This is a genomic window from Burkholderia sp. BCC1638, from assembly GCF_902833195.1.
In the GTDB taxonomy this organism is placed as follows: Bacteria; Pseudomonadota; Gammaproteobacteria; order Burkholderiales; family Burkholderiaceae; genus Burkholderia; species Burkholderia diffusa.
The window spans coordinates 18568-38945 of sequence record NZ_CADFEC010000035.1 but is presented as its reverse complement, the minus strand read 5'-3'; the positions used below and the strand labels follow the sequence as shown (position 1 = coordinate 38945).

General features: G+C 67.4%; 16 protein-coding genes and 1 tRNA gene. 7 read left to right on the top strand and 10 right to left on the bottom strand.

Annotation, left to right across the window (positions count from 1 at the left end):
* Nucleotides 1–161 precede the first annotated feature (161 nt).
* Together HWX22_RS27610 and HWX22_RS27605 are read right to left on the bottom strand one after the other, a co-directional pair.
* Nucleotides 162–236 (bottom strand) — tRNA-Arg (locus HWX22_RS27610).
* Between the two features lie 147 nt (nt 237–383).
* Nucleotides 384–566: a rubredoxin gene (locus HWX22_RS27605; protein WP_006478164.1), complete on the bottom strand. Its 183-nt coding sequence runs from the start codon at nt 564–566 to the stop codon at nt 384–386.
* 197 nt (nt 567–763) lie between these two features.
* On the opposite strand from HWX22_RS27605, the gene HWX22_RS27600 reads away from it, so the two are divergent.
* The 5 genes from HWX22_RS27600 to HWX22_RS27580 all read left to right on the top strand — a co-directional run bounded on the left by HWX22_RS27600 (nt 764) and on the right by HWX22_RS27580 (nt 8643).
* A complete protein-coding gene (locus HWX22_RS27600) occupies nt 764–1168 on the top strand; it encodes a DUF4399 domain-containing protein (RefSeq protein ID WP_175916795.1) in 405 nt (134 codons plus the stop codon).
* Nucleotides 1169–1361: 193 nt separating this feature from the next.
* Nucleotides 1362–3347 (top strand): ATP-binding cassette domain-containing protein, encoded by a 1986-nt coding sequence (locus HWX22_RS27595; RefSeq protein WP_175916794.1) that lies wholly within the window; start codon nt 1362–1364, stop codon nt 3345–3347.
* Between the two features lie 223 nt (nt 3348–3570).
* Nucleotides 3571–5553 (top strand): DNA topoisomerase IV subunit B, encoded by a 1983-nt coding sequence (locus HWX22_RS27590; protein ID WP_059527399.1) that lies wholly within the window; start codon nt 3571–3573, stop codon nt 5551–5553.
* Nucleotides 5554–5615: 62 nt separating this feature from the next.
* Nucleotides 5616–7937: a DNA topoisomerase IV subunit A gene (parC, locus tag HWX22_RS27585; RefSeq protein WP_175916793.1), complete on the top strand. Its 2322-nt coding sequence runs from the start codon at nt 5616–5618 to the stop codon at nt 7935–7937.
* Between the two features lie 247 nt (nt 7938–8184).
* Nucleotides 8185–8643: a CopD family protein gene (locus tag HWX22_RS27580; RefSeq protein ID WP_059448642.1), complete on the top strand. Its 459-nt coding sequence runs from the start codon at nt 8185–8187 to the stop codon at nt 8641–8643.
* Between the two features lie 61 nt (nt 8644–8704).
* Here the strand turns inward: HWX22_RS27580 and HWX22_RS27575 are convergent, their stop codons facing one another.
* Complete coding sequence (locus tag HWX22_RS27575) at nt 8705–9589, bottom strand: LysR family transcriptional regulator (RefSeq protein WP_059527394.1); 885 nt, start codon at nt 9587–9589, stop codon at nt 8705–8707.
* 112 nt (nt 9590–9701) lie between these two features.
* On the opposite strand from HWX22_RS27575, the gene HWX22_RS27570 reads away from it, so the two are divergent.
* On the top strand, nt 9702–10148 hold the full coding sequence (locus HWX22_RS27570; RefSeq protein WP_059527391.1) for a multidrug/biocide efflux PACE transporter: 447 nt from the start codon (nt 9702–9704) through the stop codon (nt 10146–10148).
* A 36-nt stretch (nt 10149–10184) separates the two neighbouring features.
* On the opposite strand, the gene HWX22_RS27565 is transcribed toward HWX22_RS27570, so the two are convergent.
* From HWX22_RS27565 to HWX22_RS27535, 7 genes are all read right to left on the bottom strand, one after another.
* Entirely contained in the window at nt 10185–11399 is a 1215-nt protein-coding gene (locus HWX22_RS27565; protein ID WP_059527389.1) for a chromate transporter, read from the bottom strand.
* Between the two features lie 203 nt (nt 11400–11602).
* Nucleotides 11603–13942: an EAL domain-containing protein gene (locus HWX22_RS27560; RefSeq protein ID WP_059527386.1), complete on the bottom strand. Its 2340-nt coding sequence runs from the start codon at nt 13940–13942 to the stop codon at nt 11603–11605.
* Between the two features lie 216 nt (nt 13943–14158).
* Nucleotides 14159–15040, bottom strand: coding sequence for a PhzF family phenazine biosynthesis protein (locus HWX22_RS27555; protein ID WP_175916792.1), 882 nt, complete (start codon nt 15038–15040; stop codon nt 14159–14161).
* A 13-nt stretch (nt 15041–15053) separates the two neighbouring features.
* On the bottom strand, nt 15054–15512 hold the full coding sequence (locus HWX22_RS27550) for a RidA family protein (protein WP_006478174.1): 459 nt from the start codon (nt 15510–15512) through the stop codon (nt 15054–15056).
* Nucleotides 15513–15554: 42 nt separating this feature from the next.
* Nucleotides 15555–16736, bottom strand: a complete 1182-nt coding sequence (locus HWX22_RS27545) for a PLP-dependent aminotransferase family protein (RefSeq protein WP_059600352.1) — start codon at nt 16734–16736, stop codon at nt 15555–15557.
* Between the two features lie 152 nt (nt 16737–16888).
* On the bottom strand, nt 16889–17797 hold the full coding sequence (locus tag HWX22_RS27540; RefSeq protein ID WP_059820610.1) for a DMT family transporter: 909 nt from the start codon (nt 17795–17797) through the stop codon (nt 16889–16891).
* A gap of 55 nt (nt 17798–17852) precedes the next feature.
* On the bottom strand, nt 17853–18545 hold the full coding sequence (locus tag HWX22_RS27535) for a VOC family protein (RefSeq protein WP_175916791.1): 693 nt from the start codon (nt 18543–18545) through the stop codon (nt 17853–17855).
* A 230-nt stretch (nt 18546–18775) separates the two neighbouring features.
* Here HWX22_RS27535 and HWX22_RS27530 point away from each other — a divergent pair, with 230 nt between their 5' ends.
* The gene (locus HWX22_RS27530; protein WP_175916790.1) at nt 18776–20236 is read left to right on the top strand and encodes a PLP-dependent aminotransferase family protein; all 1461 of its coding nucleotides are present in this window, start codon (nt 18776–18778) and stop codon (nt 20234–20236) included.
* Nucleotides 20237–20378: the final 142 nt, after the last annotated feature.

The following is a 20378-nucleotide window of genomic DNA, read 5'->3' as shown; positions in this document are numbered from 1 at the left end:
GGGGTTGTTTTCTGGGGGTGTTTTGCAGAACCCCCAAAACAACCCCAAGTCGGGGGTTGTTTCCACTGGGGGTTGCTGGTGGAAGTTTGCAACAAAAAACCCCGCACAGCCAAGCGTGACGGGGTTCTTGTGGCGAAGCTGGTGGAACTTTGGGGGATTCTTGGTCCCCCCGACAGGAATCGAACCTGTATCTAGCGCTTAGGAGGCGCTTGTTCTATCCATTGAACTACGGGGAGAGCCATGTCCGCAGTTTCACGCACAGAAGACGCGAACGGGACGGCGATGTGGACAGCGCGCAGAGTATAGCAAACGCGCGGCGCATCGGCGGACGGAATGCGTGCCGATGCGCGCCGCGCGCGCTCGATCATGTCCGGAAGCCCGAATCAGAAATCGACGACGACGAAATCTTCCTTGCCCACGTCGCACAGCGGGCAGCGCCAGTCGGCGGGAATGTCGGCGAAACGGGTGCCGGCGGGGATGCCCTCGTCGGGCAGGCCTTCCGCTTCGTTGTAGACCCACCCGCAAATCAGGCAGACCCAGCTCTGGTATTCGGTTACTTCGCTCATGTGGTGCTCGGAATGATGAAAATCTGTGATGCCGTCCGCGGCGTGGCCGGCGGACGAAAGGCGCAATGGTACCGGAATTTCGCCGAACGCCTCTGCAACGTCGTTTTAAACGTGCGCATCGCGAACAACGGACGTCATCGCGCGGGCCGGGCACGCAGTGTATGCTTCGTGAGCCTTTCAATCTGAAGGAGTAAACGATGCTCAACAAGAAGTGGATCGCGGGTGCGGTATGTGTCGCGGCTCTGGCCGTGTCGACGCTCGCGCGTGCCGAGGCGCGCGTGTTTTTCGTCGAGCCGAAGGACGGCGCGATGGTGTCGAGCCCCGTGCACGTGAAGTTCGGCCTCGAAGGCATGGGGCTCAAGCCGGCCGGCGACATGACGCCGGATACGGGCCACCATCACCTGCTGATCGACGGCAAGCCGGTGCCGAAGGGTGACGTGATCCCCGCGACGGACCATTCGCTGCACTTCGGCAAGGGCCAGACCGAAACCGACGTGACGCTGCCGCCCGGCCAGCACACGCTGACGCTGCAGCTCGGCGACGGCGCGCACCGTTCGTACGGTCCCGAACTGAGCTCGACGATCTCGGTCAACGTGAAGTAATCGCACCGCCCGCATGCAGGCACCCGGCCGGGAAGCTGCGGCCGGATGCCCGCCGCGGGGGCTGCGCAACATCGCCGCGTCGCATGCCGGCCCCGTCCGCCGGGCGCGCCGTCATGCCGCCGCGGCACGAAATGAGCCGCGCACCGGCCTAGTCCGTCCGGCCATCCCGGCGCAGGCGTCCGCCACCGGTACAATGGGCGCTTCCGATTTCTCTCTCCGCCGTCTCCCCATGTCGCTTTATTCCATTACCGGCGCGCAACTCGCGTTCGGTCACGTCGCGTTGCTCGATCACGCGGATTTCTCGCTGGAGGCCGGCGAGCGCGTCGGCCTGATCGGTCGCAACGGCGCGGGCAAGTCGTCGCTGCTCAAGATCGTCGCCGGGCTGGCGAAGCCCGACGACGGGCTGATCACGCGCCAGCAGGAGCTCGTGACCGTCTACGTGCCGCAGGAGCCCGAATTCGAACCGGGCGCGACCGTGTTCGACGCCGTCGCATCGGGGCTCGCGCACACGCGCGAAGTGCTCGAAGAATACGATTCGATCGCGCACCGCCTCGCGGAGACGCCCGAAGGCGCCGAGCACGACGCGTTGCTCGCGCGGATGAACGCGCTGCAGTCGTCGCTCGATGCGCACGATGCATGGAACTGGCGTACGCGCGTGTCGATGACGCTCGCGCAGATCGGCCTGACGGACGGCGACGCGCAGGTCGACGCGCTGTCGGGCGGGATGCAGAAGCGTGTCGCGCTGGCGCGCGCGCTCGTGCTCCAGCCAGACGTGCTGCTGCTCGACGAACCGACCAACCACCTCGACTTCGACGGCATCCGCTGGCTGGAAGAACTGCTCGTCTCGCAGCGCGCGGGCCTGCTGTTCATCACCCACGATCGCGCGTTCCTCGACCGCGTCGCGACGCGCATCGTCGAGCTCGACCGCGGCCGGCTGCTGTCGTATCCGGGCAATTTCTCCGCGTATCAGACGCGCAAGGCGCAGCAGCTCGAAGTCGAGCGCGTGGAAAACGAGAAGTTCGACAAATTGCTCGCGCAGGAAGAAGTGTGGATCCGCAAGGGCGTCGAGGCGCGCCGCACGCGCAGCGTCGGCCGCATCGCGCGCCTCGTGCAGATGCGCAACGAGCGCGCGGAGCGCCGCAATTCGCAGGGCAACGTGAAGCTCGACGTCGCGCAGGGCGAGAAGTCGGGCAAGATCGTCGCGGAGTTGACGGACGTGACGAAGCGCTACGGCGATCGCACGGTCGTCGACACCTTCTCGACGACGGTCATGCGCGGCGACAAGATCGGTTTCGTCGGCCCGAACGGCGCCGGCAAGACTACGCTGCTCAAGCTGATCCTCGGCGAACTGAAGCCCGACGCGGGCACGGTGCGCACCGGCACGAACCTGCAGGTCGCCTATTTCGACCAGATGCGCGCGCAGCTCGACCAGGAAAAGAGCCTGGCCGACACGATCAGCCCCGGTAGCGAATGGGTCGAGATCGGCGGCGTGCGCAAGCACGTGATGAGCTATCTCGGCGACTTCCTGTTCGCGCCGGAGCGCGCACGCTCGCCGGTGAAGTCGCTGTCGGGCGGCGAGCGCAACCGGCTGCTGCTCGCGCGCCTGTTCGCGCGGCCGGCCAACGTGCTGGTGCTCGACGAACCGACCAACGACCTCGACATCCCGACGCTCGAACTGCTCGAAGAGCTGCTGGCCGACTACGACGGCACGGTGCTGCTCGTCAGCCACGATCGCGCGTTCCTCGACAACGTCGTCACGTCGGTGATCGCGGCCGAGGGCGACGGCAAGTGGCGCGAATACGTCGGCGGCTTCACCGACTGGCAGATCCAGAGCGAGCGTTCGCAGCAACTCGCGCAGCAGGAGGCGGCGAAGCGCGCGGTGAAGGAAGCGGCGCCGATCAAGGAAGACGCGGCGAAAAGCGCGGCCGGCCGCAACGCACAGCGCACGGTGAAGCTGTCGTTCAACGAGCAGCGCGAACTCGATGCGCTGCCGGAGAAGATCGCGGCGCTCGAGGAAGAACAGAAGACGATCAACGCGCAGCTGGAGGACGGTTCGATCTTCGCGAAGGATCCGCAGGAAGGCACGCGCCTGACCGAACGGTTCGCGGCGATCGACGACGAGCTCCTCGCCGCGCTCGAACGGTGGGAGACGCTCGAGGCAAAGCGCAAGCCGGTCTGACGCCCCGTGCGCCGCGTGAGTGATCTTGCGACGGCGCGCCACGCGGAACCAGTAAAATACCGCGCGTCCCGGGCAGCGCAGCGAACGCCGCGCGCCCGCTTTCGGAGCAGTCCAAGCACACCGTTGTTTCGATTCGCTTTTTTACGGAACTCAACGTTTTGTCCACGACGTTATCCACACGAGGTGTGGACAACGTCCCGATGAATGACGAAATTCAGCGCCTATGTCAACGAAGAAGCCCAGCGCGGCCTATAGCGAAGCATCGATCAAGGTGCTCAAGGGTCTCGAGCCGGTCAAGCAGCGGCCCGGCATGTACACCCGTACCGAAAATCCGCTGCACATCATTCAGGAAGTCATCGACAACGCGTCCGACGAGGCGCTCGGCGGCTACGGCAAGCAGATCACGGTCACGTTGCATGCCGACCAGTCGGTGTCGGTCGAGGACGACGGCCGCGGCATCCCGTTCGGGATGCACCCCGAAGAGGGCGTGCCGGTCGTCGAGATCGTGTTCACGCGCCTGCACGCGGGCGGCAAGTTCGACAAGGCCGCCGGCGGCGCGTACACGTTCTCGGGCGGCCTGCACGGCGTCGGCGTGTCGGTGACGAACGCGCTCGCGACGCGTCTCGACGTGACGGTCTGGCGCGACGGCAAGATCGCCGAGCTCGGCTTCGCCGAAGGCGACGTCGTGAAGCCGCTCGCGACGCAAGGCGCGGGCCGCGGCGAGAAGAAGTCCGGCACGCGCGTGCAGGTCTGGCCGAATCCGAAGTATTTCGATTCGCCGAACCTGCCGCTCGGCGAGCTGCAGCGTCTGCTGCGCTCGAAGGCCGTGCTGCTGCCGGGCGTCGAAGTCGTGCTCGTCAACGAGAAGACTGGCGAGCGCCAGGCGTGGAAGTACGAGGACGGCCTGCGCGGCTACCTGCTCGACGAGATGAACGGCAGCGAGCTGCTGATTCCGCTGTTCGAAGGCGAGCGCTTCGCCGATGCGCGTTCGACCGACGAAACCTTCGCCGAAGGGGAAGGCGCGTCGTGGGTCGTCGCATGGAGCGAGGAAGGATCGCTCGTGCGCGAGTCGTACGTGAACCTGATCCCGACGCCGGCCGGCGGCACGCACGAGTCGGGCCTGCGCGACGGTCTCTACCAGGCAGTCAAGAGCTTCGTCGAACTGCACAACCTGCAGCCGAAGGGCGTGAAGCTGCTCGCGGAAGACGTGTTCGCGCGCGTGTCGTTCGTGCTGTCCGCGAAGGTGCTGGATCCGCAGTTCCAGGGGCAGATCAAGGAGCGCCTGAACAGCCGCGACGCGGTGAAGCTCGTATCGTCGTTCTCGCGTCCGGCGCTCGAATTGTGGCTGAACCAGCACGTCGAGCACGGCAAGAAGCTCGCCGAGCTGGTGATCAAGCAGGCGCAGGCGCGCACGCGCGCCGGCCAGAAGGTCGAGAAGCGCAAGAGCTCGGGCGTCGCGGTGCTGCCGGGCAAGCTGACCGACTGCGAGACGGAAGATATCGCGCGCAACGAACTGTTCCTCGTCGAGGGCGACTCGGCGGGCGGTTCCGCGAAGATGGGCCGCGACAAGGAATATCAGGCGATCCTGCCGCTGCGCGGCAAGGTGCTGAATACGTGGGAAACCGAGCGTGACCGCCTGTTCGCGAACAACGAGGTGCACGACATCTCGGTCGCGATCGGCGTCGATCCGCATAGCCCCGACGACACTGTCGACCTGTCGAACCTGCGCTACGGCAAGATCTGCATCCTGTCGGACGCGGACGTCGACGGCTCGCACATCCAGGTGCTGCTGCTTACGCTGTTCTTCAAGCATTTCCCGCAGCTGATCGAGCGCGGTCACGTGCATGTCGCGCGGCCGCCGCTGTTCCGCGTCGATGCGCCCGCGCGCGGCAAGAAGCCCGCGCAGAAGCTCTATGCGCTCGACGAAGGTGAACTCGAGGCGACGCTCGACAAGCTGCGCAAGGACGGCGTGCGCGAAACGCAGTGGAGCATCAGCCGCTTCAAGGGTCTCGGCGAAATGAGCGCGGAGCAGTTGTGGGACACGACGATGAACCCCGACACGCGCCGCCTGATGCCGGTGAAGCTCGGCGAACTCGACTACGAGGCGACCGTCGCGCGGATGACCATGCTGATGGGCAAGGGCGAGGCAGCCGCGCGACGCGGCTGGCTCGAGGAAAAGGGCAACGACGTCGAAGCGGACATCTAAACCCGCGCGGCCGGGCATGACGCCCGGCCCGGCCTCACGCCACTTACGAATACGGAATTCAGATGGACGACAATACTTCCGATCTCTTCGCCGGATCCGACGCACCGGACGCCGATGCGCTGACGCTCGGCAACTACGCGGAGCAGGCGTACCTCAGCTACGCGGTCAGCGTCGTGAAGAGCCGCGCGCTGCCCGACGTGTGCGACGGCCAGAAGCCGGTGCAGCGCCGGATCCTGTTCGCGATGAACGAAATGGGCCTCGGCCCGGACGCGAAGCCGGTGAAGTCGGCGCGCGTGGTCGGCGACGTGCTCGGTAAATACCACCCGCACGGCGACCAGTCGGCATACGACGCGCTCGTGCGTCTCGCGCAGGATTTCTCGCTGCGCTATCCGCTGATCGACGGACAGGGCAACTTCGGCTCGCGCGACGGCGACGGCGCGGCGGCGATGCGATACACCGAAGCGCGCCTCACGCCGATCTCGAAACTGCTGCTCGACGAGATCGACCAGGGCACGGTCGACTTCATGCCGAACTACGACGGCTCGTTCGAGGAACCGAAGACGCTGCCGAGCCGCATGCCGTTCGTGCTGTTGAACGGCGCGTCGGGCATCGCGGTCGGTCTCGCGACCGAGATTCCGTCGCACAACCTGCGCGAGGTCGCGGCGGCGGCGGTCGCGTTGATCCGCAATCCGAAGCTCACGCATGCGGAGCTGATGAACCTGATCCCCGGCCCGGACTTCCCGGGCGGCGGCCAGATCATCTCGAGCGACACCGAGATCGCGGCGGCCTATGAAACCGGCCGCGGCAGCCTGAAGGCGCGCGCGCGCTGGAAGATCGAAGATCTCGCGCGCGGCCAGTGGCAGCTGGTCGTCACCGAGCTGCCGCCGAACACGTCGGGCCAGAAGGTGCTCGAGGAAATCGAGGAACTCACCAACCCGAAGCTCAAGCTCGGCAAGAAGACGCTCACGCCCGAGCAGCTCAACACCAAGAAGGCGATGCTCGACCTGCTCGACGCGGTGCGCGACGAGTCGGGCAAGGAAGCGGCGGTGCGGCTCGTGTTCGAGCCGAAGTCGCGCACGATCGACCAGACGGAATTCGTGAACACGCTGCTCGCGTACACGAGCCTCGAGTCGAACGCGACACTGAACCTCGTGATGATCGGCGCCGACGGCCGGCCGGGCCAGAAAGGGCTGCTGACGATCCTCGACGAATGGGTGAAGTTCCGCCAGCTGACGATGACACGCCGCTGCCGCCATCGTCTCGCGAAGGTCGACGACCGCATCCACATCCTCGAAGGGCGGATGATCGTCTTCCTGAACATCGACGAGGTGATCCGCATCATCCGCGAGTCGGATGAGCCGAAGGCCGCGCTGATGAGCGCGTTCGGCCTCAGCGACCGCCAGGCCGAAGACATCCTCGAAATCCGCCTGCGTCAGCTCGCGCGGCTCGAGAAGATCAAGATCGAGAAGGAACTCGAGGCGCTGCGCGACGAGAAGGCGAAGCTCGAGGAACTGCTCGCGAACGAAAGCGCGATGAAGCGGCTGATGATCAAGGAGATCGAGGCCGATGCGAAGCAGTACGGCGACGATCGCCGCACGCTGATCCAGCAGGAAAAGCGCGCGACGTTCGAGGCGAAGGTCGTCGACGAGCCGGTGACGGTCGTCGTATCGCAGAAGGGCTGGGTGCGTGCGCTGAAGGGCCACGGGCTCGACCCGGCCGGCTTCTCGTTCAAGGCAGGCGATCACCTGTATGCAGCGTTCCAGTGCCGCACGCCCGATCGATTGATCGCGTGGGGCAGCAGCGGCCGCGTGTACTCGGTCGACGTGTCGGTGCTGCCGGGCGGGCGCGGCGACGGCGTGCCGGTGACGTCGCTGATCGAGCTCGAGTCGGGCTCGCACCTGATGCACTACTACGCGGCGCCGGCCGACCAGCAACTGCTGCTCGCGTCGAGCAACGGCTTCGGCTTCCTCGCGAAGGTCGGCGACATGGTGAGCCGCGTGAAGGCCGGCAAGTCGTTCATGACCATCGATGCGGGCGCGGTGCCGCTCGCGCCGATGCCCGTGCTGCCGAACGCGACGCAGGTCGCATGTCTGTCGAGCGGCGGCCGTCTGCTGGTGTTCGGGATGGACGAGATGAAAACGCTGTCGGGCGGCGGTCGCGGCGTGATCCTGATGGCGCTCGACGACAAGGAAACGCTCGTGCAGGCGCTCGCGATCGACCCGGCCGGCGTCGTGCTGATCGGCACCGGTCGCGGCGGCAAGGCGCAGGACGAAACGCTGTCGTACGCGGGGCTCGCGCCGCACGTCGGCAAGCGTGCACGCAAGGGTCGCGCGCCGGAAACGAAGCTCAAGGTCGTCAACGAGCTGCGTCCGCTGCTCGGCTGACGCCGCATCCGTTGGCCGGTTCGACCGGCATCGAAGGCCGCACCTCCGCTTCGGCGGGCGTGCGGCCGGTTCTTTTTTGCGCGACGCATTCAGGTAAGCGCGAGTGGCGCCGTCACACGGAACTTGCAAAATATTGTGAAATTCCGCCAGGGGTCTGAACCGCGCGGCGACGCGCCGGTCGAACGTCGCTCGAGACCGCGCGTGACGCGGCCGTTCGTTGCACTCAACTCATACCAGGATTGCCGCCATGTCCCACGCCGTTGCCGTCGCGCTGTTTCTTCATCTGCTGGCCGTCGCCGTGTGGGTGGGCGGGATGGTCTTCGCGAACTTCTGCCTGCGCCCGGCGCTGTCCGACCTGACGCCGCAGTTGCGGCTGCCGCTGATCGAGGGCGTGTTCGGCCGCTTCTTCAACTGGGTGTCGGGCTCGGTGATCGTGATCCTGCTGTCCGGCGGTTTCCTGCTCACGGCATTCGGCGGCGCGCACGCGACGTGGACGCTGCACGCGATGGCGGGGCTCGGTGTTGTGATGATGCTGATCTTCGGCCACATCCGGTTCGCGCTGTTCCCGCGCATCCGCCGCGCGGTGCAGGCGCAGAACTGGCCGGACGGCGCGCGCGCGGTGAACACGGTGCGCCTGCTCGTCGTCGTCAACCTCGTGCTCGGCGTCGTGACGATCGGCGCGGCCGTGCTGTCGCGCGGCTTCTGAGCGCGAATCCTCACCTTGCGGCGCCGTTCGGCGCCTGCCGCCGGCGCGATGCCGCGCGCCGCTACGCAGCCAGCATCGCGTCGAGCAGCCACGCGCCGGCCGGGCCGAGCGGCCGGTTGCGCGACCACACCGCGTCGACCCGCACGCGGCGCGGCCAGCCGCGCGAGCGCAGCTCGCAGAGGCGATCGCGCGCGAAGTGCTCGACCATCCAGCGCGGCAGCTCGGCCCAGCCGAACCCCAGCACCGCCATCTCCAGCAGCATCAGGTAGCTCGGCGCGAGCCAGCGCTGCGTGCCGATGACGATCCGGTCGTCGGCGCCGCGATCCTCCGGTTTCACGTACGTGTTGAGGCGCAGCTCGCGTGCGTCGCGCAGCGCCGAATGCGGCACGTCAGCGTCGCCGCAGGCCGCCAGCGCGTGCGTACGCCCGACGAACAGCCCGATCTCCGATTCCTCCGCCACCGTCGCCGCGCCGATATCGGGCGGGTAGACGGCGCGCGCGGCCATCAGCCCGAGCTGTGCGCGGCCCTGCTGGATCAGGTCGAGCACGTCCTCGTGTTCGGCAATCTGGCATTCGAGTTCCAGCGTCGGAAAGCGCCGCTCGAGCGCCATCAAGGTTTCCTCGTAACGCTTCGATTGATACGTATCGGACACGACGAGCGTCAGCCGTGCTTCCTCCCCCTGCGCGAGCCGCGCGGCGGTGCGGTCGATCGCCGCGCCGGCTTCCAGTGCGCGCTGCACCTGCGGCAGCAGCGCGCGTCCGGCATCGGTCAGCGTCGGTGTGCGCGTCGAGCGGTCGAACAGCTGCACGCCGAGATCGATCTCGAGGTTCGCGATCGCTTCGGACACCGTCGACTGGCGCTTGCCGAGCTTGCGCGCGGCGGCCGTGAACGAGCCGAGCAGCGCGGCTTCGGCGAAGGCGAGCAGGGCTTCGGGGGCGTGGCGCATGCGTGGATCTCACATCGTTGTATCGGTAAAACCGATGATATCAAACTGGATTCACGCAGTTGCACCGATCAAAATGGCCGGCATACGTTGCACCGATTAATTGGAGGGAACCATGAAACAGATGAACAAAACGGTGACGGAACGCCTCGTTCACGCGCTGACGTTCGAGCTGGTGGCGATCGCGCTGTGCGCGCCGATCGGCGCGTGGCTGCTTGACATGCCGGTATCGCACGTCGGCGTGCTGACGGTGATGGTGTCGCTGATCGCGATGGCCTGGAACATGACGTTCAATACGCTGTTCGACCGTTTTGAGCGCCGCGCCGGCCTCACGCGCACGCTCGGGATGCGGATCGCGCACGCGGTCGTGTTCGAGCTCGGCCTGGTCGCGATGGTGGTGCCGGTGGCCGCGTGGTGGCTGAACGTGAGCCTCGTCGAGGCGCTGCTGCTCGACCTCGGCATCGTGCTGTTCTTCCTGCCGTACACGTTCTGCTTCAACCTCGCGTACGACGCGCTGCGTGCACGCTGGGTCGCACGCCGCGTCGCGGTGCAGGCGAGCTGAGCGGCGAGCGGCCGGCGGTGGTGGGAGGGGTTGCCGTCAGTGCGCGATGGCGGCCCACAACAGCCATCCGCCGCATACGATCGCGACCGCACCGTAGACGGCGTACACGGGCACCTTGAAGCGCGCGAAGCACAGCGTCGCAAAGGCGCCCGTGAGCCAGTAGACCGGATCGGCCGGTTCGCGGTGCAGGATCCTCACGACGGCGACGACGAGAAAACCCGTCGTCGCCGCGCGCAGCAGGCGCATTCCGTGCTCGAAGCGCGAGTGGCGCTTGAGCCGGAACAGATGGTTCTGCGCGAACACGACGAGACACCCCGACGGAATGAACAGCGCGGCGGTCGCGAGCAGCGCGCCGGTCCAGCCGTCGGTCAGGTAGCCGAGAAACGGCACGACGTTCAGCAGCGGGCCGGGCGACACCGGCGACAACGCGAACGCGAGCGTGAAGTCGTGATCGGAGATGCCGGTGGCCGGCGACACGAACAGCGTCTTGAGCACGGGCAGCGCGGAGAAGCCGCCGCCGAACAGTGTCATGCCGGCGCCGGCGAGCCGCGGCCACAGCAGCGTCTCCTGGTAGTCGCCGGGCAGCGGCAGCGCGAACAGCGCGACGAGCACGGCGAGCAGCACGAGCAGGTTGCGGTCGCGTTTGGACAGCGTGAAGTCGACCGCGTCGTGTTGCGGCGGCCCGGTCAGCCAGCCGGCCGCGAACGCAGCGAAGAGAATCCCGACGAAAGCGGCCGGACTATGCGCGAAAGCGAGCAGAATCGTCGAGAGCGCGGCGATCGCCCGTTCGAGCCGCGTGCTCGCGAGCGTGCGCAGCTGCTTGACCCACGTGACGCCGATCAGCGCGGCGAGCACCATCCCGAAGTGATTGATCAGCATCGGCGCCGCGAGCGAGCGCACGATCGGCGTGCGGTAGAAGATCGCGAACAGCGTCATCAACACGGAGAACGGCAGCACGCTCGCGATGCCGGCGATCCATGCGCCGATGCGGCCGTGCAGCGTCTGGCCGACCTGCACCGCAACATTGCAGCCGACGGGGCCTGGCACGAGCCATGCGAGCGCGACGAGATCGGCGAACACGTGCGGCTCGATGCGCTGCAACCGGTCGACGTAGTGGCGTTCGAGCTGCGCCATCATCGAAAGCCCGCCCCACGACACGGCGGAAATGCCGGCCACGACCTTGAACAAGGCCCATAGGGATGCCTGTGTCTGTTCGACACGTTCGGCCGCTTCGACTTCGATGGTTGTCATGACGGTGCTGTTGGCGCTGGGCCTGGTCTCGCGCGTGGAAACGTGCCGGCGGCCCGCCGACACGATGGCCCTCCCGATTGTCCGCCGCGCATCGTGACACTGCCATGCGCGAAAACGCTAGTTAATGAACTAAACAACCGGATCGGAAACCGAAATAATCGGTGTGCTGCGCAACATAGCCGCGCGGGCTGGGAGCAGCGGGCTCAGGCGCCCGTGCTGCCGGTTGCGCGGTGCGCGAGGACACTCGGCCGGTCGCCGCGCACGCCGAAGCGCGCGATCAGCGCGGGGATCGCGTCGGCCGGCACGGGGCGGGAGAACAGGAAGCCCTGCGCCTCGATCTCGCCGAGCGCGGACAGCCATGCGATCTGCTCCTCGGTTTCGGTGCCTTCGACGACCACCGTCAGGCCGAGCGAGCGCGCGAGATGCACGATCGACGACACCATCACGCACACGCTGCGATCGTTCGGAATCGCCTGCACGAACGAGCGGTCGACCTTCAGCGTATCGACGGAGAAGCGGTGCAGGTACGACAGCGACGAATAGCCGGTGCCGAAATCGTCGAGCGCGATCCGGATGCCGAGCTTCTTCAACGCGACGATCTTCTCGGACACGAGCTCCGGATATTCCATCATCGCGGTCTCGGTGATCTCGATTTCGAGCCGGTTCGCCTCGATGCCGGTGTCCTGCAGCGCCTGCGAAATCGTCTCGATCAGGTCGCCGCGCCAGAACTGCACCGGCGAGATGTTGACCGCGAGCGTCAGCGTGTCGTGGCCGTCGTCGCGCCAGCGCGCGATCTGTTCGCACGCGGTGCGGATCACGAAGTCGCCGATCGGCACGATCAGGCCCGTCGACTCGGCAATCGAAATGAATTCGTTCGCGGAGATGATGCCGTGCTCGGGGTGATCCCAGCGCGCGAGCGCCTCGAAGCCGGTGATCGTGCGGTGCGTCAGGTCGATCTTCGGCTGGTAGGCGAGGAACAGCTGCCCCTCGGCGAGCGCGACGCGCAATTGCTGTTCCCAGCGCATCAGGTGGTCCGCGCGATGCGACAGGTGCGGCGCGTAGAACTGGTAGCAGTTCTTGCCCGCGTCCTTCGCGCTGTACATTGCAAGGTCTGCCTTCTTCAGCAGGTCGATCTCGCTTTCGTTCGCGACGGTGTGCAGCGCGATGCCGATGCTCGCGTGCAGCACGAACGAACTGCCGCGCACGTCGAACGGCTCGGCGAACATCCGGATGATCGCTTCCGCGAGCCGCACCGCGCGCCGTTCGACGTCGTCGCCCTTCATCACGACGACGAACTCGTCGCCGCCAATCCGTGCGAGCGACCCTTCGTCGCCGACGGCATCCGACAGGCGCGACGCGGTCATCTGCAGCACGATGTCGCCGGCGTTGTGGCCGAGCGTGTCGTTGACGGTCTTGAAGTTGTCGAGGTCGATGAACAGCAGGCCGAGCCGCGACAGGCTGGCCGGCATCGACACGTCGTTGCGCAGCCCGCGCAGCGTCGCGTAGCGGTTCGCGAGGCCGGTGAGGAGATCGTATTCGGCGAGCTGGGTCATCTCGCGCTCGCGGCCGAGCAGTTTGCCGATCAACCCCGTCGCGACGCCGAAGAATGCGAGCATCGCGAGTGTGATGAAGCTCGTCATCAGCAGATAGACGTTGCGCGTGTGGTAGTAGTCCGCGAATTCCTCGGACTGCGACAGCCCGACCATCACCGCGAGCGGATAGCCGTCGAGGTGGCGGTACGACACGATGCGCGTCACGCCGTCGATCGGGTCGATGATCGTGCCCGTCACGCGCTCGGCGATCGGATAGACGCCCGACGCGGAGAACGCACCGGGCGCGTTGTTGAGCGAGCCGGTTCGCCGCGCGAGGACGGTACCCGTGTCGGACACCACGGCGATCACGCCTTCCTTGCCGATCGCCGCGTTGTTGTAGAAGTCGTTCGTGAAGTAGCTCGGGTCTTCCGACACCACGACGATGCCCGCGAAGCTGCCGTCCGGATTGTTCAGGCGCCGCGTCATCTGCAGCGTCCAGTGGCTCGACACGCGGCCGAGCACGGGCTTGCTGATGTACAGGCGATCGTCGTTGTGCGCGAGGTGGACCTTGAAGTGCTCGCGGTCGGCCAGGTTGATCGGCTTCGGATGGAGTTCGGCCGTGTTCGCGAACAGGACGCCCTTCGCGTTGACGAGCGAAACCTGGATCAGCGTGTCGCTCGGCACAACGCCTTTTTCGACCGCGCTCGCGAGGTTGAAGTGCGCGGGCGATTTCTCGAATTCGAACTTGACGAAGCGGGTGATCTGGTCGACCTGATGGATGGCCTTGACCGTGTGCTGTTCGAGCGCGGACGACAGGATCGCCGCAGAAGCCGCCGCTTCCTTGTACGCGCTGTCCTTTTCGACCGACAGCCGCGCGACGATCACCGCCCACAGCAGCGCGAGCGCCAGCATCCCGAGCAGCGGGATCGCGAACAGCGCGCGCCGGCGCGACTTGCGCGGCGCGCGCAGCGGTCGGGTCGGCGGCGTGTGGTTTGACCGGGCGGAGCTCATCTGAGAGGGCGGCGTCCTGCTCGCGTGCGTCATCCGTCAGGATGGCTGGCTATGGTTCGGGTTGTCCCGACGTCTGTTCGTTCGCGGGACACGCAACCATGGACAGACCTCCGAAACAACGGATTAGGCCCGATATTACTGGCTGGAACGCTTTTGCGATAGTTGGGCGAATCGTAGGGGCGCCGGCGGGCCGGCGCCAGCGCACATCGCGAAATGTTACACGGGCGACCGGAAGGTGCCGTCGACGACCGTGACGACGTGGCCGCCGATCCACGTGGTGCCATCTTCGTCATAGCTGACGGAGATGCGGCCGTCGCGGCCGATCGCCGTACCCTGGCGGGCCGTATACGACTGGCCGGGGCGGCGTTCCTGCCGCGTCAGCAGCCCGGCCAGCGCGGCGTTTGCGCTGCCGGTGACCGGGTCCTCGCCGAAGCCGAAGTTGCCGCCCGTCATCAGGCAGCGGATTTCGAACGTCGCGGGGCCGCCTTCGGCGTGCGGCGCGTAGACCGCGAGGCCGTCCATGCCGTAGCGGTGCGTGAGCGCCTCCAGCGCGGCCGGATCCGGCGACAGACCGATGCACGCGTCGGCCGACTTCAGCCGCACGACCAGCCACGGCGCGCCGTTGTCCACCGCGCACGGCTCGGCTTCCAGGTCGATCGCGTCGCTGCGCAACGCGGCAGCCAGCGCCGCGTAGTCCGAACGGTCGAGCGGCGTGACGCGGGCCGGCGGCGCGGCGAACGCCCAGCCGCCGGCCTGCTCGCGCAGCGCGACCCGGCCGACCCCGCACTGCTGGATCAGCCGGCCCGGCGTGCGTGGCCTCGCGCCGCTTTCCAGGAACGCAAGGGCGGTGCCGAGCGTCGGGTGGCCGGCGAACGGCAGTTCACCGGCCGTCGTGAAGATCCGTACGCGGTAGTCGGCGTCCGGATCGGTCGGCGTGCAGACGAACGTCGTTTCCGACAGGTTCGTCCAGCGGGCAATCTCGAGCATGGCGTCGTCGCCGAGCGAATCGGCGTCGAACACGACGGCGAGCGGGTTGCCCTTGAACGGCACCGACGTGAAGACGTCGACCTGCTTGAAGCGGACGAGACGACCGGTCATCTCGATGCGCCCGTTACGCGACTTCGGCGATCAGTTCGATCTCGACGCACGCGCCGAGCGGAATCTGCGCGACGCCGAACGCCGAACGCGCGTGCTTGCCTGCGTCGCCGAACACTTCGGCGATCAGTTCCGACGCACCGTTCGTCACGACGTGCTGTTCGGTGAAGTCGAGCGTCGAGTTGACGAGGCTCATCAGCTTCACGATGCGCGTGACCTTGTTCAGGTCGCCGGTGTGCGCGTGCAGCGTCGCGAGCAAGTCGATCGCGATCGAGCGGGCGGCCGCCTTGCCGTCTTCCGTCTGCAGATCCGCGCCGAGCTTGCCGGCCCAGACCTTGCCGTCCTTCTTCGCGATGTGGCCCGACAGGTAGACCGTGTTGCCGCTTTGCGCGCTCATCACGTAGGCGGCGGCCGGTGCGCCGGCGGTCGGGAGTTCGATGCCGAGCGACTTCAGTTTGTCGTAGACGTTAGCCATGTGTTCGATTCCTCGTTGAGAGTCGTGACAGGAAAAAGGGGATCAGAGACGCTCGCGCAGCAGCTTGCCGAGACGCGCGACGCCTTCCTCGATCTTCTCCGGCGGCACCGTCACGAACGACAGGCGCAGCGTGTTCTGCTGCGGGTCGTTCGCGAAGAACGGCGCGCCCGGCACGAAGGCGACGTGGTTGGCGACCGCGGCCTCGAGCAGCTTCATGCTGTCGATCTGCGCGGGCAGGTTCACCCAGATGAACATGCCGCCGTCCGGGCGATTCCACGTGACGCCTTCCGGCATGTGGCGCGCGAGCGACGCGAGCATCGCCTCGCATTGCGCGCCGTACAGCTGGCGGATCGTCGGGATGTGCTCGTCGAGGAAGCCGTCCTTGATCACTTCGTGCGCGATGCGCTGCGTGAGCGTCGGCGTGTGCAGGTCGGTGGCCTGCTTGGCCTGTACGAGCTTGAAGTGGAGTTCCTCGGGGGCAATGATGTAGCCGATCCGCAGGCCCGGCGCGAGCACCTTCGAGAACGTGCCGAGGTGCACGATATGGTCCGGCGCCATCGACAGCATCGTCGGCAGCGGCTCGCCCTGGTAGTTCAGTGCGCCGTACGGGTCATCTTCCAGCACCGGGAACGGGCTCGACTGCGCGAACGCGGCGAGCGCGCGGCGGCGCTCGACGGGCAGGCGGCGGCCGGTCGGGTTCTGGAAGTTCGGCTGCGCGTACAGCAGGCGCGCGCCTTGCGTCAGGTCGGGCGTGAGGCCTTCGGGCAGCAGGCCCAGCTCGTCGGTCGGCACCTGCACGTAGCGCGGCTCGTACAGCGAGAACGACTGCAGCGCGCCGAGGTAGGTCGGGGTTTCGACGAGGATCGGGCTGTCCGGATCGATCAGCGCCTTGCCGAGCAGGTCGAGCGCCTGCTGCGAGCCGGTCGTGATCAGCACTTGCGACACGCGCACGCTGTAGCGCTCGGCGATCCATTCGCGCAGCGGCAGGTAACCTTCGGTCGCGCTGTACTGGAGTGCGGCGGCGGGCGCATCGCGCAGCACGCGGTCGGCCGCGGCGCGCATGCGTTCGGCCGGGAACGTCGCGGGAGCGGGCAGGCCGCCTGCGAACGAGATGACCTCGGGGCGTTCCGTCACCTTCAGGATCTCGCGGATCGCAGAGCTCGTCAGCTTGCGGGCGCGTTCGGAAAGCTGCCAGTGCGGCGGATGCAGGTCGCTCGGATTCATAGTCTCCTCGTTCGGATATCGTGGTCAGTCAAGAAAGGTCGATCGGGCTGATCGCGTCGACGCGGCCGGGTGGGCGTGCGGGAGCGCGACCGGGCCGTCGCGGCCGGGTGGGCAAAACCGTTCAGGCAAAACGAACATTATGGCGCACCTCATCAACCGGCGCGAGCGGGACGCGGGGCCGTGGCCACCGCCGAGCGCCGGCCGAGCATCACGGTCGCGATCACGGCGGCCGCGAACAGCCACGTCGACGGCGTCACCGTCTCGCCGAACAGCAGCGCGGAAAAGGCGATCGTGAAGAAGATCTGCAGCAGCTGCACCTGGCCGACGCGCGCGATGCCGCCCATGGCGAGCCCGGCGTACCACGCGAAAAAGCCGATGAATTGCGAAAAAAGGGTCACGTAGCCGAATGCGAGCCACGTGCGCAACGCGAGCGGGGCAGGGTGCGCGACGTGCTGCGTCCACGCGAGCCAGCCGACCGGCAGCACCAGAAACGGTGCGGACACGACGAGCGCCCAGCAGATCACCTGCCAGCCGCCGATCTGGCGCGCGAGGCGCGCGCCTTCCGCATAGCCGAGCGCGCCGATGCCGACCGCGACGAGCATCAAAGCGTCGCCGGCCTGCACCGTGCCGCCGCCGTCGCGCAGCGCGAACGCGATCACGAGCGCGCTGCCCGCCAGCGCGCTGGCCCAGAACGCCCTCGACGGCCGTTCGTGCGACAGCCACGCCGCGTACAGTGCGACGAACAGCGGCTGCAGCCCGTTCACGACCGCGCCGTGCGAGGCCGGCACGGTTTTCATCGCCCAGGCGGAGAACACCGGATACGCGATGATCACGCCGGCCGACACGACCGCGAGGCTTTTCAACTGCGCGCGGGTCGGCAGCCGTTCGCGGCGCCACCACAGCAGCAGGCCGGCCGGCACCGACGCGGCGAGCGCGCGGCCGAGCCCGTTCAGCAGCGGGTTGAGTTCGGAGACGACGATACGCGTCATCGGCAGCGTCAGGCTAAAGATCATCACGCCGATGAGGCCGAGCAGCATGCCCCGGGTTTCGCGCGAATTCATGAAATGGGTGTCTCCGTATTGCGGGTTTCGTGTAATCGAGGGGCGGCACAGGCATTCAGCGCAGCGTGCGTGCGCCTTGCGGCGTGTCGAATTCGGCGACGAGCGCCGGCGGGCCGTTGCCCGTGTCGAGGTCGAGCAGATGGCCCGCGCCGAGCCAGTCGAGCTGCTCGCGGATGACGTCTGCACGCGGGTGGACGCCCTTGAGCGCCTTCAGTGCGACGCCGTCGTTCGGCAGCGATTCGGCCGGATGGCGCGGGCTGTCCCACTGGATCAGCGATGGCACGAGGCCGTCGCCGGCGCCTTGCCAAGCGGGAAACGCGCCGTCGTCGGGCACCGTGAGACCCCAGCTCAGGTCGCCGCGCCGCATCGCAACGACCGGCGCGATGCGCGCCGGGTACTGGCGTTGCCACATCGCGAGCTGGCGCGGGCGGTCGACGCGTGCGACCCAGTGCGCGAGGAACGGGCCCTGCGCGAGTCTGGCATGCATCGCCGGATCGTCGAGGCCGAACAGCCGCGCGCGCGGCGGCGTGGCGTCGTCGCCCGTGGCGGGCGCATCGGGATCGATCGCGATCACTTCGAGGTACAGCCCGCCCCACGCGCCGAACAGCGCGTTATGGGTGCGCATCAGCGGATGGCGGCCGCCGCTGGCCGGTTCGATGCCGAGCGACGCGGCGACATGGCGCACGCCTTCGTCGAGCGTGCGCGCGGCGATCACGAGATGGTCGAGGGTCAGGGAGCGGGCTGGCATGAACGTCGGTCGGGAAGCGAAAGTGTCATGGTAGGCGGGCGATGCGCCGGGCGGTTGCGGAACCGGCCGGCGCCCGGGCCGCGATGCAGGCCGGGCGGTGCGGCACCGCGTGCGGCAAGGCCGCGACGGCGGCCGCACGATCGCCATCCCGGTCGACTGTATTCGTCGGCACCGGCACAGTAACGGTACAATCGGCGCGATAGCCTTCGGTACAGTTGGAGTCGCCGCTCATGTCCACCGTCCCACTCGCCCAGATTCCCGCGCCGCACGATACGGCCACGCTCACGCTCGTCGACCAGCTCGTCCAGTGGGCGCGGCGCCGCATCGACGAACGCGTGTTCCGGCCCGGCATGCGCATGCCGTCGATCCGCAAGCTCGCGCTCGACAAGAGCGTGTCGCGCTTTACCGTGGTGGAAGCGTACGAACGGCTCGTCGCGCAGGGCTACCTCGACTCGCGACGCGGCTCGGGGTTCTACGTGCGCGAGCGCACGGCCACCGGCCCGCAGTCGGCCGACAACGTGGTGCGCGTGGCCGAGGCCGCGCCCGTGCACAACACGATCGACGTCGTCTGGCTGCTGCGCAACATGCTGCATACCGTCAGCCCGGAAAAAGGGCCGGGTCTCGGCTACCTGCCAGGCCGCTGGCTCGACGGCGAGCTGATCACCGGCGCGCTGCGCGCGCTCGGGCGCCAGTCCGGCGCGCAGATGCTCGGTTTCGGCACCGCGCAGGGCTTCCTGCCGCTGCGCCAGCAATTGCAGACGCGGCTCGCGGAAGTCGAGATCGGCGCGAAGCCCGAGCAGCTCGTGCTGGTGTCGGGCATCACGCAGGCGATCGACCTGATTTCGCGGATCTACGTGCGGCCCGGCGATGCGGTGATCGTCGGCGATCCCGCGTGGTTCCAGATGTTCGGCCGCTTCGCGTCGCAGGGCGCGCAACTGGTCGGCATGCCCTATACGCCCGACGGCCCCGATCTCGACGCGCTGGAAACGCTCGTGCAGATGTGGCGGCCCAAGATGCTCGTGATCAATTCGGTGCTGCAGAATCCTACCGGCACGTCGCTGTCCGCCGCGCAGGCGTTCCGGATCCTGAAGCTTGCCGAGGCGTACGACTTCCTCGTGGTCGAGGACGACGTGTACGGCGACCTGTGCCCACCGAGCTATCCGGCCACGCGACTCGCGAGTCTCGACCAGTTGAAGCGCGTGATCTACCTGGGCAGCTATTCGAAGACGCTCGCGGCGAATTTGCGGGTCGGCTATGTCGCCTGCGCGCCGGAGATCGCGAAGGCGGTCACCGACCAGAAGATGCTGGTCGGGATGACGACGCCGGAGCTCAACGAGCGCGTGTTGTACAAGATCCTGACCGAAGGGCATTACCGGCGTCACGTCGAGCGGCTGCGCGCGCGGCTCGACGGCGTGCGCGACAAGACCGCGCGGATGCTCGAGCGTACCGGGCTGCGGCTCTTCACGATGCCGGCGGCGGGGATGTTCCTGTGGGCCGACACGGGCGTCGATTCGGACGCGCTCGCGGCCGCCGCGCACGAGGAAGGGTTCCTGCTGACGCCGGGAAGCCTGTTCTCGCCGCAGCAGTCGTCGTCGACATGGACGCGCTTCAACGTCGCGAACTGCGGCGATCCGGCACTGCCGGGGTTTCTCGCGCGCTATATCGAAGCGGCGGCGCGGCGCGCGTCGTGACGGCGGCGTGCCGCGCTTCGTCATCCCGCCGCCCGGTTCCAGCAATTGCGAAGCGGGCGGTCCGGCGCGCGGGACGCGGCGCCCAAGAGGTCATTCAAGACGGGATCGATTGAACCGTCCGAAGATCCGGCAGCAGATGAAC